18 protein-coding genes are annotated in these 14,915 nt (G+C 68.2%); 12 read left to right on the plus strand and 6 right to left on the minus strand.

Annotated elements, in window-relative coordinates:
* Window positions 1-137: 137 nt before the first annotated feature.
* Window positions 138-683 carry a hypothetical protein gene (locus EV646_RS18710; protein WP_132150220.1) on the plus strand — a complete coding sequence of 182 codons (546 nt, stop codon included), beginning with the start codon at window positions 138-140 and terminating at the stop codon, window positions 681-683.
* An 8-nt stretch (window positions 684-691) separates the two neighbouring features.
* On the opposite strand, the gene EV646_RS18715 is transcribed toward EV646_RS18710, so the two are convergent.
* Window positions 692-940: a helix-turn-helix domain-containing protein gene (locus tag EV646_RS18715; RefSeq protein WP_132150222.1), complete on the minus strand. Its 249-nt coding sequence runs from the start codon at window positions 938-940 to the stop codon at window positions 692-694.
* A 173-nt stretch (window positions 941-1,113) separates the two neighbouring features.
* Between EV646_RS18715 and EV646_RS18720 the strand changes: the two genes are divergently transcribed.
* From EV646_RS18720 to EV646_RS18740, 5 genes are all read left to right on the plus strand, one after another.
* Window positions 1,114-1,773: an SAF domain-containing protein gene (locus EV646_RS18720; protein WP_132150224.1), complete on the plus strand. Its 660-nt coding sequence runs from the start codon at window positions 1,114-1,116 to the stop codon at window positions 1,771-1,773.
* The gene (locus EV646_RS18725) at window positions 1,773-3,038 is read left to right on the plus strand and encodes a CpaE/TadZ family protein (RefSeq protein WP_132150226.1); all 1,266 of its coding nucleotides are present in this window, start codon (window positions 1,773-1,775) and stop codon (window positions 3,036-3,038) included. The genes EV646_RS18720 and EV646_RS18725 overlap by 1 nt, the downstream gene beginning before the upstream one ends.
* Before the next feature lie 125 nt (window positions 3,039-3,163).
* Complete coding sequence (locus EV646_RS18730; protein ID WP_132150228.1) at window positions 3,164-3,952, plus strand: DUF4097 family beta strand repeat-containing protein; 789 nt, start codon at window positions 3,164-3,166, stop codon at window positions 3,950-3,952.
* A gap of 96 nt (window positions 3,953-4,048) precedes the next feature.
* Window positions 4,049-4,720, plus strand: coding sequence for an HAD family hydrolase (locus EV646_RS18735; protein WP_132150230.1), 672 nt, complete (start codon window positions 4,049-4,051; stop codon window positions 4,718-4,720).
* A 5-nt stretch (window positions 4,721-4,725) separates the two neighbouring features.
* The gene (locus tag EV646_RS18740) at window positions 4,726-5,955 is read left to right on the plus strand and encodes a glycosyltransferase 87 family protein (RefSeq protein ID WP_132150232.1); all 1,230 of its coding nucleotides are present in this window, start codon (window positions 4,726-4,728) and stop codon (window positions 5,953-5,955) included.
* Here the strand turns inward: EV646_RS18740 and EV646_RS18745 are convergent.
* The 3 genes from EV646_RS18745 to EV646_RS18755 are packed head-to-tail and all read right to left on the minus strand — an operon-like array spanning window position 5,915 to window position 8,459.
* Window positions 5,915-6,652, minus strand: a complete 738-nt coding sequence (locus EV646_RS18745) for a nucleotidyltransferase domain-containing protein (protein WP_132150234.1) — start codon at window positions 6,650-6,652, stop codon at window positions 5,915-5,917. The two genes, EV646_RS18740 and EV646_RS18745, sit on opposite strands and share 41 nt — an antisense overlap.
* On the minus strand, window positions 6,652-7,983 hold the full coding sequence (locus EV646_RS18750; RefSeq protein WP_241996154.1) for a hypothetical protein: 1,332 nt from the start codon (window positions 7,981-7,983) through the stop codon (window positions 6,652-6,654). The genes EV646_RS18745 and EV646_RS18750 overlap by 1 nt, the downstream gene beginning before the upstream one ends.
* On the minus strand, window positions 7,980-8,459 hold the full coding sequence (locus tag EV646_RS18755) for a cupredoxin domain-containing protein (RefSeq protein ID WP_132150236.1): 480 nt from the start codon (window positions 8,457-8,459) through the stop codon (window positions 7,980-7,982). The genes EV646_RS18750 and EV646_RS18755 overlap by 4 nt, the downstream gene beginning before the upstream one ends.
* Before the next feature lie 172 nt (window positions 8,460-8,631).
* On the opposite strand from EV646_RS18755, the gene EV646_RS18760 reads away from it, so the two are divergent.
* The 4 genes from EV646_RS18760 to EV646_RS18775 are packed head-to-tail and all read left to right on the plus strand — an operon-like array spanning window position 8,632 to window position 12,040.
* Complete coding sequence (locus EV646_RS18760; RefSeq protein ID WP_132150238.1) at window positions 8,632-10,107, plus strand: WS/DGAT/MGAT family O-acyltransferase; 1,476 nt, start codon at window positions 8,632-8,634, stop codon at window positions 10,105-10,107.
* Window positions 10,104-10,625: a DUF6912 family protein gene (locus EV646_RS18765; RefSeq protein WP_132150240.1), complete on the plus strand. Its 522-nt coding sequence runs from the start codon at window positions 10,104-10,106 to the stop codon at window positions 10,623-10,625. The genes EV646_RS18760 and EV646_RS18765 overlap by 4 nt, the downstream gene beginning before the upstream one ends.
* A gap of 15 nt (window positions 10,626-10,640) precedes the next feature.
* Window positions 10,641-11,567, plus strand: a complete 927-nt coding sequence (gene ku, locus EV646_RS18770; RefSeq protein WP_241996155.1) for a non-homologous end joining protein Ku — start codon at window positions 10,641-10,643, stop codon at window positions 11,565-11,567.
* Window positions 11,564-12,040 (plus strand): VOC family protein, encoded by a 477-nt coding sequence (locus tag EV646_RS18775; RefSeq protein ID WP_132150242.1) that lies wholly within the window; start codon window positions 11,564-11,566, stop codon window positions 12,038-12,040. Before ku ends, EV646_RS18775 begins: the two co-directional genes overlap by 4 nt.
* On the opposite strand, the gene EV646_RS39370 is transcribed toward EV646_RS18775, so the two are convergent.
* On the minus strand, window positions 12,037-12,141 hold the full coding sequence (locus EV646_RS39370) for an alpha/beta hydrolase (protein ID WP_132150244.1): 105 nt from the start codon (window positions 12,139-12,141) through the stop codon (window positions 12,037-12,039). The two genes, EV646_RS18775 and EV646_RS39370, sit on opposite strands and share 4 nt — an antisense overlap.
* A gap of 17 nt (window positions 12,142-12,158) precedes the next feature.
* On the minus strand, window positions 12,159-12,548 hold the full coding sequence (locus EV646_RS18785) for a nuclear transport factor 2 family protein (RefSeq protein WP_132150246.1): 390 nt from the start codon (window positions 12,546-12,548) through the stop codon (window positions 12,159-12,161).
* A 59-nt stretch (window positions 12,549-12,607) separates the two neighbouring features.
* Between EV646_RS18785 and EV646_RS18790 the strand changes: the two genes are divergently transcribed.
* Together EV646_RS18790 and pruA are read left to right on the plus strand one after the other, a co-directional pair.
* Window positions 12,608-13,153, plus strand: a complete 546-nt coding sequence (locus EV646_RS18790) for a TetR/AcrR family transcriptional regulator (protein ID WP_132150248.1) — start codon at window positions 12,608-12,610, stop codon at window positions 13,151-13,153.
* Between the two features lie 114 nt (window positions 13,154-13,267).
* Window positions 13,268-14,896 (plus strand): L-glutamate gamma-semialdehyde dehydrogenase, encoded by a 1,629-nt coding sequence (gene pruA, locus EV646_RS18795; protein WP_132150250.1) that lies wholly within the window; start codon window positions 13,268-13,270, stop codon window positions 14,894-14,896.
* Window positions 14,897-14,915 lie beyond the last annotated feature (19 nt).

The raw sequence follows: 14,915 nt of genomic DNA on the forward strand, positions 1-14,915 counted from the left end.
TCCCGATCTATTAGTTTGCTTTAGTTTGCGTCTGCTTGACCACTATAGACCGGTACTGCGGTCGGTTCGCAAGTGGGAATGTCACGCAGCGTCGGATCGCCGTACGGAAGGTGAGCGCGAGCGGGTAGGTTCGCGGCATGCGGTGGGATGCGTTGTTCGAGGACCTGGAGTCGCAGTTCGAGGCGCTTCAGGAGGGGGATCTGTACGGCGAGGTCGCGGACCGGATCCGCACCGAGGTCGGCAAGATCACCGTGCTGGACCGGCTTCGCGGGGCGGTGGACACCGTCGTACGGGTGGAACTGGCCGACGCGGAACCGGTGCAGGGTCTGCTCACGCGGGTCGGGAAGGACTGCCTGCTGATCGAGGCGGAGCGCTTCGAGGAGTGGCTGATTCCGGTGACCGCGCTGGTCGCTGTCCATCGGCTCGGGCCGTGGGCGGAGCCGGCGGTCGGGGCAGTGGCGGGGAAGCTCGGACTTGCGCACCTGCTGCGGGGGATCGCGCGGGATCGGTCGCCGGTAACGCTGTTCTGCGGGGGAGTTCCGGTCACGGGGACGATCGACCGGGTGGGCGCGGACTTCCTGGAGATCGCCGAACACCCACTGGACGCGCCGCGCCGGCGGACCGAGGTCTACAACGTGCGCCTGGTTCCGACCCAGGCTCTGCGCGCTCTACGCCGCCGCTGAACGGAGGGCTAGCGGTGGAGGTCTTCTGGTTGCTCGGCTTCTTCCCCGAAGGGATGGGTGTCGATGAACTCGCGGGTCTCGGTGTAGAGCCGCTCGATGTACTTCTCCAGCTCGGTCGCCTCGACCCGCCACTGGCCGCGGCCGCCGATCTTCACGGCGGGGATGTCGCCGCGCCGGACCAGGGCGTACACCTGGTTCGCGGAGATGTTGAGCACCTCGGCGACGTCGGCGAGCTGGAGGAATCGCGGCGTCGGCATCCCTACTCCTTCACATAGTGGCTGGTTGCTTCAGTTTGCCACGGTTGGCGACCGGATGACCGAGTTTGTCCCCAGCCTGTGACAGCCTGTGGATGAGCGTTCACGGTGAGACCGCGAAACGCGGCACAATGTCCGCTCCGAGAGCGATCGATCGAACAACTGGGGAGTCCGACGTGGTCGACACAGCAGTGCGGAGCGGGTTCGGGGCGCCGTCCATCCCGGCTCAGCGCAACAGGCGGGCCCGGTGGAAGGACGGGCGGCTGGTGCTCGGCGTGCTGCTCGTCGCGATCACCGCGCTGGCCGGCGCCAAGCTGCTCTCGACCGCGGACGACACGACGTCGATCTGGGCGGCCAAGCACGACCTCCCAGCCGGGACGAAGCTGACCGACGACGACCTGACCGCCGTCCGGGTCCGCTTCACCAACAGCGACGACGCGGGCCGCTACGTCACCTCGGACGCCGAGCTCAAGGGGTACGTCGTCACTCGCGCAGTCGACGCGGGTGAGTTCGTGCCGAAAGCCGCGGCGGTTGCCGAGTCGGACAGCGACCGCACCGAGCTTCCACTCTCCGTCGCCGCTGGACAGCTTCCATCGGACACCGCTGCTGGTGATCGAGTTGCCCTCTGGGTCGTCCCGAAGGACGAGGATCAGCCGGCCAAACTGCTCTGGAGCAACATCCGTGTGCTTCAGATCGACGCGGTGAAAGGCGTCGCGGGTGGTTCGGCCCGCAGACAGGTCCTCGTGGGTCTCGATCCAAAGGACCTGCAGCGTCTGCCAGCCGCGCTCACCGCGATGAGTTCAGGTGAGCCGGTCCTCATCCGACGGGGCAGCTGATGTCCGTTCCCATCCTGCTGGCCGTGACCGGCGCCCCCTGGGAGGCAGACGTCGTACGGCGTGCTGAGCGTGCGCCGGGGATTCGCGTCGTACGGCGCTGTGTCGACATCGCGGATGTAATGGCGGCCGCCGCGAGCGGTCAGGCGCGGGCTGTGCTGCTCGCGGACGACCTGCCGCGGCTCACATCCGACGCGGTCGCGGCTCTGCATGCCCGGCGGATCGCTGTCGTCGCGCTGGTCGACCCGTCGGAGAACGGTGAACCCTTCGGCACCGAGGACAGGCTCAGCCGGATGGGCATCGAGCGAATCCTCCCGGCCGACGTCAGCCCGGAGGACCTCGGCCGCGCGATCACCGACGCGGTCGAGTCCGGTCCACCGGTGTCCGCGTCGCACTTCGCCGGCGGATTCGTACCGCTCACGCCCGAGACGGCAGGCAATCCGCCGCCTGTCTACAGCCAGGGCAGCGGCCAGGTGATCGCCGTTTGGGGTCCGACGGGCGCGCCGGGGCGTACGACGGTTGCGGTCGGCCTGGCGTCGGAGCTCGCGGTGAAGGGCGTGCCGACCCTGCTTGCCGATGCCGATGTGTACGGCGGGACGGTCGCGCAGCTGCTCGGCATGCTCGACGAGACGTCTGGGTTGGCCGCCGCAGCGCGTTCGGCGGCAAGTGGTTCGCTGGACATGGCGATGCTCGCCAAGCACGCCCGGCAGGTGGATCCGCATCTGCTGGTGTTGACCGGGCTCAGCCGGGCGGACCGGTGGACCGAGCTACGGCCGGCCGCGGTCGAGTCGATCTGGTCGACGGCGCGGATGCTCGCGCCGTACACGGTGGTCGATGTGGGGTTCTGCATCGAGACGGACGAGGAGATCTCGTTCGACTCGCTGGCGCCGCGGCGTAACGGTGCGACCCTGGCGACGCTCGAGGAGGCCGACGAGGTCATCGTCGTCGGAACGGCGGACCCGGTCGGGCTGACGCGGCTGATCCGGGCGATCCACGAGCTGCGCGCGGTGGTCCCGTCGGTCAGCCTCCGAGTCGTCGTCAACCGGATCCGCTCCGGCGCGCTCGGCAGTTCCCCCGCGGACGCTGTCGCCGAGGCGCTCAACCAGTACGCCGGAGTCCAAGCCGCCGCGCTGCTCCCGTACGACCAGAGCGCCGTAGACGCCGCAATGACCCACGGCCGCACCCTCGCCGACTCCGCCAAATCCAGCAAACTCCGCAAATCCCTCCAAGCCTTAGCCACCACCCTCGCCAAAGAACTCACCGCCTGACCCAGCCGTGCGGCGGGTTGGGGTCAGGGTTGGGTTTGGTGGTTTTACGGGGGGAAACCCCACCGACACGGGGGTGGGGGATGTGCCAGGGTTGAGGGGTAGTCAGCGCAGATCAGGGGAGAACCATGTCCGAGGTTCAGGGGCGGCCGGCGAGCACGATGAGCACCGAGCGGCGGTACGGGATCGCGATCTCGGTGGCGCTGATCCTCGGTGGTGTGTACTGGGCGCTGACCGGGCTGACCGAAGACACCAAGACCGGTCAGGACAGCTACCCGGTGCAGGGTGACACGCTCACCGTCGAGAGCAGTTCGGCGTACGTCGAAGTGCGGTCGGGGGACGTGAGCGAGGTCCAGGTCGAGCGGCGGTTCGAGCGGAACGTGTTCGGCTCGGATCCATCCGAAAAGTACGAGGACGGGAAGCTCGAGCTTCGCGACTCCGGGTGCGGGTTCTTGTCTTTCGGCTGTGAGACGAACTACGTCCTCACCGTGCCCAAGGACGTGAAGGTGACGCTGAAGAGCAGCAGCGGCGACGTCAAGGTGTCCGGGGTGTCGGCGGGTGCGGATCTCAAGTCGAGTTCCGGCAGCATCGAGGTGCACGGCGTGGGTGGTGCGCTGCGGATGGAGAGCAGTTCGGGCGACCTCGAGGCGCAGGACCTGTCCGCGACGACGGTGAGCACCGAGAGCAGTTCGGGCAGCGTCGACCTCGACTTCGCCACCGCTCCACAGTCTGTCGAGGCGGAGGCGAGCTCGGGCGACGTGACGATCCGGATCCCGTCCGGGATCGAGTCGTACAAGGTCGACGCCGAAACCTCTTCCGGTGACGAGTCCGCCAACGTCAAGAGCGACCCAGCCGCCACCCGCACCATCAAAGCCCAAACCTCCTCCGGCGACGTCACCATCGAATACAACCGCTGACCCGCGCGCTGCGGACCAGGGAGTTGGTTGGGTACGCACGGTGACCGATGGGGTCGGCAGGGTGAGCGGTCGCATGTTCTGAGTAGGCTTGCGCGCATGTCTGAGGGCGTGAGTGTGCCGCGGGGTCTGCTGGTGGATTGGGGTGGCGTGCTGACCTCGGGGCTGGAGGAGGCGTTGCGGCGGTGGGCCGAGGTCGACGGGTTCGACTTCGATTCCTACCTGGAGGCGGTGCTGGCGTGGTTGCCGGCCGACTCTCCGGCCGATGCCGCCGCGGAGGCCGAGCTGAACCCGGTGCACGCGCTCGAGCGCGGCCAGCTCGCCGTACCGGATTTCGAGCGCAAGCTGGCGTCGATTCTGGTTCGCCGGGACGGTACGCCGGTGCCCGCGGAAGGGCTGATCGAGCGGATGTTCGCGCATTTCGAGCATCAGCCGGCGATGTCCGCGCTGGTCCGCCGGGCCCGCTCGCACGGGATCCGGACGGCGCTGCTGTCGAACTCCTGGGGCAACACCTACCCGCGCGACACCTGGGACGGCATGTTCGACGACATCGTCATCTCGGGTGAGGTGGGGATGCGCAAGCCCGAGCCGGAGATCTTCCTGCTGTCCGCCCGCCGGCTCGACCTGAAACCCGAGGACTGCGTCTTCATCGACGACCTGGAGCTGAACGTCGACGGCGCCCGCGCGGTCGGGATGACCGGCATCCTGCACACGTCGTACGACGACACCCGGCGCACCCTGGAAAACCTGTTCGGAGTCGACCTGACGTGACCGTGATGACCTCCACTTCCCCTGCACCCCGCCCCGTCGTACCCCGCCGGCTCCTGCTCGGGATCGCCGCCTGCGTCGTGCTGGTCGCACTCGGCGCCTGGGCGGCGGGCCTTTTCGGCGGCATGATCGACCTGCGCGTCTACCGGATGGGCGGCTCGGTGCTGCTCGACGGTGGTTCCCTGTACGACGCGCAGCTGCCGGGCGGCTCCGGTCTCCCGTTCACGTACCCGCCGTTCGCCGCGATCGTGATGGTGCCGCTGGCCGCTGTGCCGTGGGGTGTCGCGCTGGTGGTCTGGACGACGATCTCGGTGCTGTGCATCAGCGCCCTCTGGCGGACCAGCCTGCCCAAGACGGCCTGGTCGTTCTTCACGCAGCGCAAGCGCACCGTCCTCCTGATCGCGCTTACTCTGCTGTCCCTGTTGCTGGAACCGGTTTGGCAGACGATCCAGTTCGGCCAGATCAACCTGTTGCTGACGGCAATGATCCTGCTGGACCTGGTCCGCCCGGCCGACGCGCGCCTGCGCGGCTTCTGGCTCGGTGTCACGATCGGCATCAAGCTGACTCCGCTGCCGTTCCTGGCGCTGTTGGTCGTCACCAAGCAGTGGGGTGCGCTGCGCAACGCCGTACTCGGTCTGGTGGCGACGATGGCGATCGGGTTCGCGATCGTGCCGCACCAGTCCTGGCGCTACTGGACCGACGTCATGCTCGACGCCAACCGGGTGGGCGGCATCGCCTACACCGGCAACCAGTCGTTCCGCGGCTTCCTCACCCGGATCGGCGACGAGGCGTCCTGGGTGGTGCCGACCTGGTTCCTGTTGTCGGCCGTCTTCGGTCTGCTGGTGCTCTGGCTGGCCAGGCGGTACTGGCTGGCGGACGAGCGGATCACCGCGATCTCCGTGATGGCTCTGGCCGTTCTGTACGCGTCACCGATCTCCTGGAGCCACCACTGGGTCTGGATCATCCCACTCGGCGTGAGCCTGATCCGCTCGGTCAACCGGGTCTGGGGCCTCAACCCGGCCGTGGTGACCGGAGTGCTCTGGTACGGCCTGTTCGTGCTCCGCTCGATCTGGTGGGTGCCGTACCGCGACGACCGCGAGCTCAGCTGGTCGTTCTGGCAGTCGATCCCCGGCAACTCGCACCTGATCCTCGGCCTGATCGCCTTCATCATCCTGGCGGTCACCAGTCGAAGCCTGCCTAAACCGCAGCCAGCTCCCGCAACGGCCCAGCAAGCCTGACAGCCAGCTCAGAGTCGACATAGCCGATCTCACGCACCAGTACGTCGACACTGGCGCGAAAGGCACGCTGCAGTTCGGCGTGCTCCAGCGAGCGCACCAGAGTCGCCTCAACACCCGCAGTGGTGGCCGCTGGCAACAGGTGAAGTCCGCGCCCCTGTGAGTGCGGCACACCGTGGCGCAAGCACGCCAGCATCAGCACGTGATCCCGCACCCCGCTGATCATGTACTCCGCCTGCCACGCCTTACGCCGCGCAATGCTCGACCGCGCGTGCAACGCGTACAGCCACCCCATTCCCACCAGATCGTGCGCGGCCGGCGCACTCGACACCGGCTGGTCGGAGGCCTCACCGAATAGCAGCTGGAAGGTGGGAGCCTTCGCACCAAACTCACCAGTCGGTGCGAAGGCGATATCGACCTGCAAAGTCGATTTCAGTAGGAAGACCCGATAGACCGTTGCACCCGACCACACATCGGTGTGATGCACGGCGCCGTGCTCTCCATAGAGAAGCGACGTCCAGTCGGCCAGCACGGCCTCCTGGTGGGGACCCACCGAGAGTACGAGGTCGACGTCGGACCACTCGTCCTCGGCGTGCACGGCTGCTGAGCCAGTCAGCGCTGCGCCAGCTACACGCGCGTCGGCGCGTGCTGCTGCGACGAGTGCGTCCCGCAGAGCTGACCGCTCGGCAACCGTGTACATCAGGAGGAGAACAGTAGGAGTAGACCGCCGACGGTGTACCCGACCATGACGATCAACAAGGGAAGCTGACCGGCCAGCGCGCGTGCCCGCGGGAACAGCGCGACCGCACGGTCATGAGCCGACATGACACCCAGCAGGTGACCGCCCACCACTGCCAGCACCTGGATCACGGCGATCGTTCCGCTGTGGTTGGTGATCCCGGTGTTCACCGCGAGCAGTCCGGTGCCGAAGACGTTGGCGCCGTTGCTGAGCGGGTCGCTGAGGTAGATGAGCGTCCGCTGCCCCTCCAGGATGAACAGCGTCATGTAGTGCGCAATGACGTATCCGAGGGCGATCGGTACGACGGAGTGCGCGAACAACCCGGGCAACGCCGTACGGGCGCTATGGGACAGCCGCCCGGCCAGCAGCGTCGCACCCGAGTACGTGACCAGCACGAACAGGATGAACACGATCAGCGCGCACGTGCCGAGGAATGTCATCGAGTAGTCGGTGTTCTGCGCCCAGCCGATCCACGCCGACGAGTTGGAGAAGCCGTCGTACGCCGTGGATCCGAGGAGCGCGGCGACCATGCCGACCAAGCCGGGCTGCGGCTTCAGGCCGTCGAGGTTCTCCAGCGGCCGCCGAAGCACCAGCTTCCCGTCGGTACGGCGGCCCCACGGGGACAGCCGCGACATCAGGGTCGCGTAGACCTCGAACGGGTCGCCGGTCGAGAACCACCGCTCGCCGAACAGAATCGCGCCGAACATGGTGATCACGACGTACAACGCGAGCCAGGCCTGCAGCACTGGGATCGTTGCGCGGTCCGGCGCGACCAGCTCCAGCCAGGTGAAGGCGAAGATGCCCAGCGCCGCCGGCCACAGACCGAGCCAGGACGGCAGCTCCAGCAGACCCTTCGACGGCGGTTGCCGGAGTGCCTTGCAGAGCAGCAGGTGGATGGTACGCAGCGGGTTCAGCGTCCGCCAGACCGGGCCGAGCAGAATCGAGATCGGCACCAGCCCGACCCACACCAGGATGTAGATGAACCCGAAGATCGGGTTGGTCAGCCGGTCCACACCGAACAGCAGCGAGACCATCGCGTAGAGGAAGATCGCCAGCCCGACGAGCCGGACGACCCACCGGAGCCACCCGGCGTCGACAGTCCGGGTGATTGCGTCTGGCAACGACCGGCCGGAGGTGTTGCCCTGGTACTTCGGGTTGCGCCAGGCCAGGCCGAGGATGACGAATGACAGCGCGATCGCGACCGCGGCGCCGCCGACGGCGAGACCGAACGGGATCGGCAGGTCCTGCCGGCCGCCGATCCCGTGCAGTGGGATGAAGAGAGGCACGCTCACGACACGACGAGTTTGGCGACCAGCTTGCCGCTCTCGTGGGTCTCGATCTCGAAGGTGCCCTTCATGTCCGCGGTGAACTTGACCGACGCCGGCTTGCCCGGGGCCAGCTCGATCTCCTTGTCGTAGCCGTGGATGTGCACCTCGTCCGCGGCGTCGCTGACCGCGGTGACCAGGACGGTCTGGCCGGCCTTCGCCTTGATGGTGGCGCCGCTCGGGTTGACCTTGCCGTTGGCAACCGTGACGTTGATGGTCACATCGGCCTGCTCACCGGACGGGTCGGCGGTGTTCGACGGGCTCGAGGTGTTCGGCGTACTCGCGGGAGTGTTCGAGGGAGTCGTGGCCGGCGTGCTGGACGACGCGGTGGTGCTGGGGGTGCTGCTGCCACTGTCGGAGTCGCCGCCACAGCCGGCCAGGACCAGCATGCCGAGAGCGGGGAGGAGAGCGGTGGCGGTACCGCGGATCAGCGTCGAACGCATCGGTCGAGGGGCCTTTCAAAAGGTCGTAGAAAGTCTCAGGGCGCGGGACACGCCCTCTTGCCTGACGAACACCAATACCGCAGTGTTCCCGTTGTGCCAGTGTCGCAGCCCACTGTCGGCGCAGGCCGCTAGGGTGACGGGACAGGCAAACCAGAGAGGAAGGTGACCCCCGATGCCGGACCGGTTGACGTCGCTCGACCTCACCTTCCTCAAGGCCGAGTCGCCGGCTACCCCGATGCATGTCGGGACGGTCGACATCTTCGAGCCGCCGGTGCACGGTGACGACGGGTTCGACTACGAGAGCCTGGTCGCCCTGATCCGGGACCGGATCGCCTTCGTGCCGCGCTACCGGCAGCGGATCCAGCAGGTGCCCGGCCGGTTCGCCGGTCCCGTCTGGGTGGATGACGAAGAGTTCGACATCACTTTCCACGTACGGCGTTCGGCCCTGCCCCGGCCGGGGACGCACGCCCAACTGCTGGAGCTGGTCGCCCGGATCATGTCCCGCCGGCTCGACCGGGCCCGGCCGCTGTGGGAGATGTACCTGGTCGAGGGCCTGCAGGGCGACCGGTTCGCCATTATCGCCAAGTCCCACCAGGCGCTTGTCGACGGCAACAGTACGGTCGACATCGGCCAGGTCGTGCTGGATGCGACCGCCCACCCCCGCGAGACCCCGACCGACACCTGGCAGCCGGGCCATCCGCCGTCCGCGCTCGAGCTGCTGGCCGGTGTGTTCGCCGACGCGACAAGGCATCCGACCGCCGTACTGGAGCTGGCAAGGGCCGAGATGGCCAGCCTGACCGGGTCCACGTCGGTGCGCGAGGTGCTGGGGGATGTGGTCGGCTCGCTGGTCGCGCAGCGGCACGTGCAGGAGAGCTCACTGCACGTGAAAACCTCCGGTCAGCGCCGGTTCGCCACCGTGCAGACCGACCTGGAGGACTACCGGACTGTCCGGGCCATGCACGGCGGCACGGTGAACGACGTGGTCCTCGCCGTGGTCGCCGGTGCGTTCCGGGCCTGGATGATGACCCGGGGTGAGGGCGTCGGTCCGACCCGGAGCGTGCGCGCCGTGGTCCCGGTCAGCATCCGCGACGACGAGGACGACGAGCCGACTTCGCTCGGCTCCCGGGTGATCGCCTCGACCGTGAACCTGCCGGTCGGGGAGAACTCCCCGGTCATGCGGCTGCACCAGATCTCGTACCAGACCAAGGTGCACAAGGACACCGGCCGCGCGGTCAGCGCCCGCTCGCTGGTCGGCATCGCCGGGTTCGCGCCGACCACGCTGCACGCTCTGGCCGCCCGCGTCGCGACCGCGACCGTCCGCCCGATCGACGACGTAGTGATCACGAACGTGCCCGGACCGCAGTTCCCGCTGTTCGCAGCCGGTGCGCCGATGCTGGCGTCGTACCCGGTGGTGCCGCTGATGCCGGGACAAGGGCTGTCCGTCGGCGTCACGTCGTACGACGGGAAGGTGTCCTTCGGGCTGAACGCGGACCGGACCGCGATGCCGGATCTGGCCGTCTTCGCCCAATGCGTGACCGATGCGCTGGACGAGTTGCTCGAGACCACCAGGGGCAGCCGCAACCGGGCCTCCCGGGGCCGGAAGAAGCCCCGCAGTACGACAAGTACGACGAAGAAGGCGGGCTCATGAGGGTCTACATCCCATCCACGCTGCGGCTGCTCGACGTGGCCTGCCACACCGGCGAGTTCGGCCCACCCCCGCTGACCGCGTACGCCGTGACTCCGGCGCTGCGGGAGTGGTACGCAGAAGGTGACGACGAGGAGCTCGAGTACGCCGCCATGGCGCAGGCGGCCCGGGCGTCGGTCGGACTGCTGGCGGCGGATCCGGGCACCCCACGAAGGCGGGTCGTGGTCGCCTGCGAGGTGAGCGCGATTCCGCCGGCGGACGGCACGGTCGAGCTCGGTGACGCCCGGTTGGAGCTGCAGGTGGTGGTGCCGTGGACGACGGTCGCCGCCGCACATGTCGACTCGGCTGAGGCTGCGGCAGTGGTTGGGCAGGCCGCCGACCTGTGGGGGGCGGCCCAGAATGGTGACGATGACGCTGTTTTCGCGCTCGACTCGTGCGAGGGTGAAGACCTGCTGTGGTACGCGACTCAGGAAATCCCAGACCTGCTTGCGGCCGAAGGGCCGAACGGGCGGCAGGCTTGAGCTGACAGGGAGCTGATGGCGATGCAGGCGATCTGGAAGGGGGCCATCTCGTTCGGGATGGTGACGATCCCCATCAAAGTTTTCAGCGCGACCGAAGAGAAGGACATCTCGTTCCGCCAGGTGCATGTCGCCGACGGGGGCCGGATCCGGTACAAGCGGGTCTGCTCCGAGTGCGGCGAGGAAGTGCCGTACTCCGATATCGGCAAGGGCTACGAGATGGCCGACGGCCGGATGGTGGTGCTGGAGCCGGAGGACTTCGCCGACTTGCCGCTGTCCAGCAAGAAGGTCATCGACGTCCTGGAATTCGTGCCCGCCGATCAGGTGGACCCGCTGTACCTGGGCAAGTCCTACTACCTGCAGGCCGACGGCGGTCCCGGCGCCAAGCCGTACGTACTGCTGCGGGACGCGCTGGACGGCTCCGAGCTGTACGCGCTGGTCAAGGTCGCGCTGCGGTCGCGGGAGAGCCTGGGGCTGCTCCGGACGTTCGGCGACATCCTCGTGATGCAGGTGATGCTCTGGCCGGACGAGGTCCGCGACGCGTCGTTCGCGGCGCCGGCCGACGACGTGGAGATCCGGTCGCAGGAGAAGGCGATGGCGGCGTCGTACATCGACACCCTGCGCGGTGAGTTCGACCCGGACCAGTACCACGACGAGTACCGGCACGCACTCGAGCAGGTGGTCGAGGCGAAGGCGGCAGGCGTGCCGCTGCCGGAGACCGAGGAGGAAGAGACGGAGGGCGCCGAGGTCGTCGACCTGGTCGCCGCGCTGCGCGCCTCGGTCGAGGCCGCGAAGGCGCGTCGTGCCGGCGGTGGTGACGCCGCTCCGGCGAAGAAGGCGGCTGCCAAGGCGCCTGCGAAGAAGGCCGCGCCGGCCAAGAAGGCGGCCGCCAAGAAGACCACGGCGAAGAAGACCGCCAAGAAGACCACGAAGAAGTCGGCATGAGCGAGCAGATCCCCACCCCGCCGCCAACCCAGACCGAGATTCCCAAGGACGCGTCGGAGATCCCGCCGGATCCGACCGCGGTGGTGGTCAAGCCGGGTGCGTTCCTGCTCGAGCTCGTTCCGGTGCCGGTGTCGGATGTCGACCGGGCGAAGCGGTTCTACTCCGAGCAGGCCGGGTTCCATGTCGATGTGGATGTGTCACCGGCGGACGGCGTGCGCATCGTTCAGCTGACCCCGCCAGGGTCGTACTGCTCGATCACCTTGGTCACCGGGCTGCCTCAGCTCGACATGCCAGCAGGCACGTTGCGCGGGCTGCACCTGGTGGTGAAGGACATCGAGGCGGCGCGGCAGGAGCTGATCGGTCGTGGCGTCGACGTCAGCGAAACCGAGGACCTCGGCGGCGTCTTCTACGCCTGGTTCAAGGATCCAGACGGCAACACCTGGGCCCTCCAGCACATGCCCTGGCGGGCCTAGTCGACGAACTTCAGCAGCCGGGCGTTGAACTGGTCGGGGAGCTCGGTCGGCAGACCATGCCCGGCGTCCGGCCACAGCTCGGTTTGGTTAATGCCCGACACCAGCCACGCCCGCGAACCTACCGCCCCAGCGGCCGCCGCCTCGCGAGGACCCGGCGATGGCTGATCCGCCACCCGTCCAAGGTCCGTACGACGACGTCCTCATACGTCACGCTGCCGCAGCTCCCGTCAGCCATGACGCCGATGCCTTTCGATCGCGCGGCAACCTCGTCCGGCCCGGCGTCGGTCAAGACGATGTTGGTGACGTGATGACCGACCGGGTTCCTGTCGCCCATCGCTTCGGCCGCTTCCTGCAGCGCCCGTACGCCGGTGATCACGCCGCCGCCGAGGTCCGTGACGTCGTACTCGACATCGGGGGTGAAGAGGCCGTCGGCGGACTCGCCGGCGTCGACGAGGTGGCCGTGCAGCGAGATCAGGTCGGTGATGGCGATCCGGTCGGCGAGGTCCATCGAGTCCGCTCCTAACTGGGGATATCCCCGGTTGAGATTCGAGAGTAGTGTAACCAGGGATGTCCCCAGTTAAGCCACTCCGTGCCGATGCCCAGCGGAACCGCGACCAGCTGGTCGACACCGCACGGGCTGTCTTCGCCGAGTTCGGCACCCAGGCTCCGCTCGACGAGATCGCGCGGCGCGCCGGAATCGGCAACGCCACGCTCTACCGGCACTTCCCGACCCGCGACGACCTGCTGGTCGCGGTCTACGCCGAGGAAGTGGAGGCGCTGTGCGCGATGGGACGGCAGCGAGCCGAGCCAGCCGACCCAGTTGACGAGCTCTTCGACTGGCTGGCGGCCTTCGTGCGGCATGTCGCGGAGAAGGGCGATCTCGCGCGGAGTCTGGAGCCTTCGGCCCGGCGATCCGAGCTGCACGAGGCCTGGCACACGGCGATGGTCGAGACGGTCGTGCGGCTGGTCGAGCAGGCGCAGTATGCCGGCCGGCTGCGAGCCGATGTCGACCCCGTCGACCTGCTCGTCCTGGCCGCCGGGATGGCGACTGCGGAGCCTGCTCGAGTGAAACGCATGCTACAAATAGCCCGGCGTGGCGCGGCTCTCTCTTGACCGGACCAGTCGGGTTCGTGGTTCGGGGGTCCGGCGTGGCAGCATGATGTTGCGCCGCCCACCCGAACCGGCGTACCAGCACGATCCCACCAGTCGATCGAGGAGCCTCGCACCATGGATGCCGTCACCGCCGTCCCGACGCCCGCCAACGAACCCGTCAAGGGGTATGCGCCCGGTTCGAGCGAGCGCGCCACGCTGGAAGCGAAGCTGAAGGAGTTCAGCGCGGCCGGCGCGATCGACCTGACCTGCACGATCGGCGGCGAGCAGCGGCTCGGTGGCGGCGCGCCGATCGAGGTCGTCCAGCCGCACAAGCACGCGCACGTGCTCGGCACCCTCGGCAACGCGACCGAGGCGGACGGCAAGGCGGCGGTGGACGCGGCGCTCGCGGCGGCGCCGGCCTGGCGTTCGCTGTCCTTCGACGACCGGGCCGCGATCTTCCTGAAGGCCGCCGACCTGCTGGCGGGTCCGTGGCGCGACACCTTGAACGCGGCGACCATGCTCGGCCAGTCGAAGACGGTGCAGCAGGCCGAGATCGACGCCGCCTGTGAGCTGATCGACTTCCTCCGGTTCAACGTGGCCTTCGCGCGGCACATCGTCAGCGACCAGCCGATCTCGTCACCGGGCATCTGGAACCGGGTCGACTACCGGCCGCTGGAAGGCTTCGTCTACGCGATCACCCCGTTCAACTTCACCGCGATCGCCGGCAACCTGCCGACCGCGCCCGCGCTGATGGGCAACACGGTGGTCTGGAAGCCGTCGCCGACGCAGCAGTTCGCGGCGCACTGGACGATGCGGCTGTTCGAGGCCGCCGGACTGCCGGCCGGCGTGATCAACCTGGTCACCGGTGACGGCATCGAGGTGAGCAAGGCCGCACTGACCCACCCAGACCTGGCCGGCATCCACTTCACCGGCTCGACCAAGACCTTCCAGTCGCTGTGGTCGACGGTCGGCGCGAACATCGCGTCGTACAAGACCTATCCGCGGCTGGTCGGCGAGACCGGTGGCAAGGACTTCATCCTGGCGCACCCGTCGGCGGATCCCGCCGTACTGAAGACGGCGATGGTGCGCGGCGCGTTCGAGTACCAGGGGCAGAAGTGCTCGGCCGCTTCGCGAGCGTACGTCGCACGGTCGGTCTGGGACCGGATCCGCGACGACCTGGTGGCCGAGACCGAGTCGCTCACGATGGGCGATGTCGGCGACCTGTCGAACTTCATCGGTGCGGTCATCGACGACCGCGCGTTCGCCAAACACAAGGCCGCGCTCGACCGGGCCCAGCAGACTGACGCCGTCGAGGTCGTTGCCGGCGGCACCTATGACGACAGTGAGGGGTACTTCGTCCGGCCGACGCTGCTGGTCTCCGCCGACCCGACCGACGAGATCTTCACCACCGAGTACTTCGGCCCGATCCTCGGTGTGCACGTGTACGACGACGCCGACTACGACACCGTGTTGCGCCAGATGGAGAGCGCGGCGCCGTACGGTCTGACCGGTGCCGTCATCGCGCAGGACCGGCACGCGATCGCGGCAGCCAGCGACTACCTGCGGTTCGCGGCGGGCAACTTCTATGTCAACGACAAGCCGACCGGCGCGGTGGTTGGACAGCAGCCGTTCGGTGGGGCGCGCGCCTCCGGCACCAACGACAAGGCCGGCTCGATGTGGAACCTGATCCGCTGGGCCAGCCCGCGCGCGATGAAGGAAACCTTCGCCCCGCCCACGGATTACCGCTACCCGCACCAGGGCTGAGAGGACTGCCGCTACCCGC

Source organism: Kribbella antiqua (genome assembly GCF_004345665.1).
GTDB classification, from domain to species: Bacteria; Actinomycetota; Actinomycetes; order Propionibacteriales; family Kribbellaceae; genus Kribbella; species Kribbella antiqua.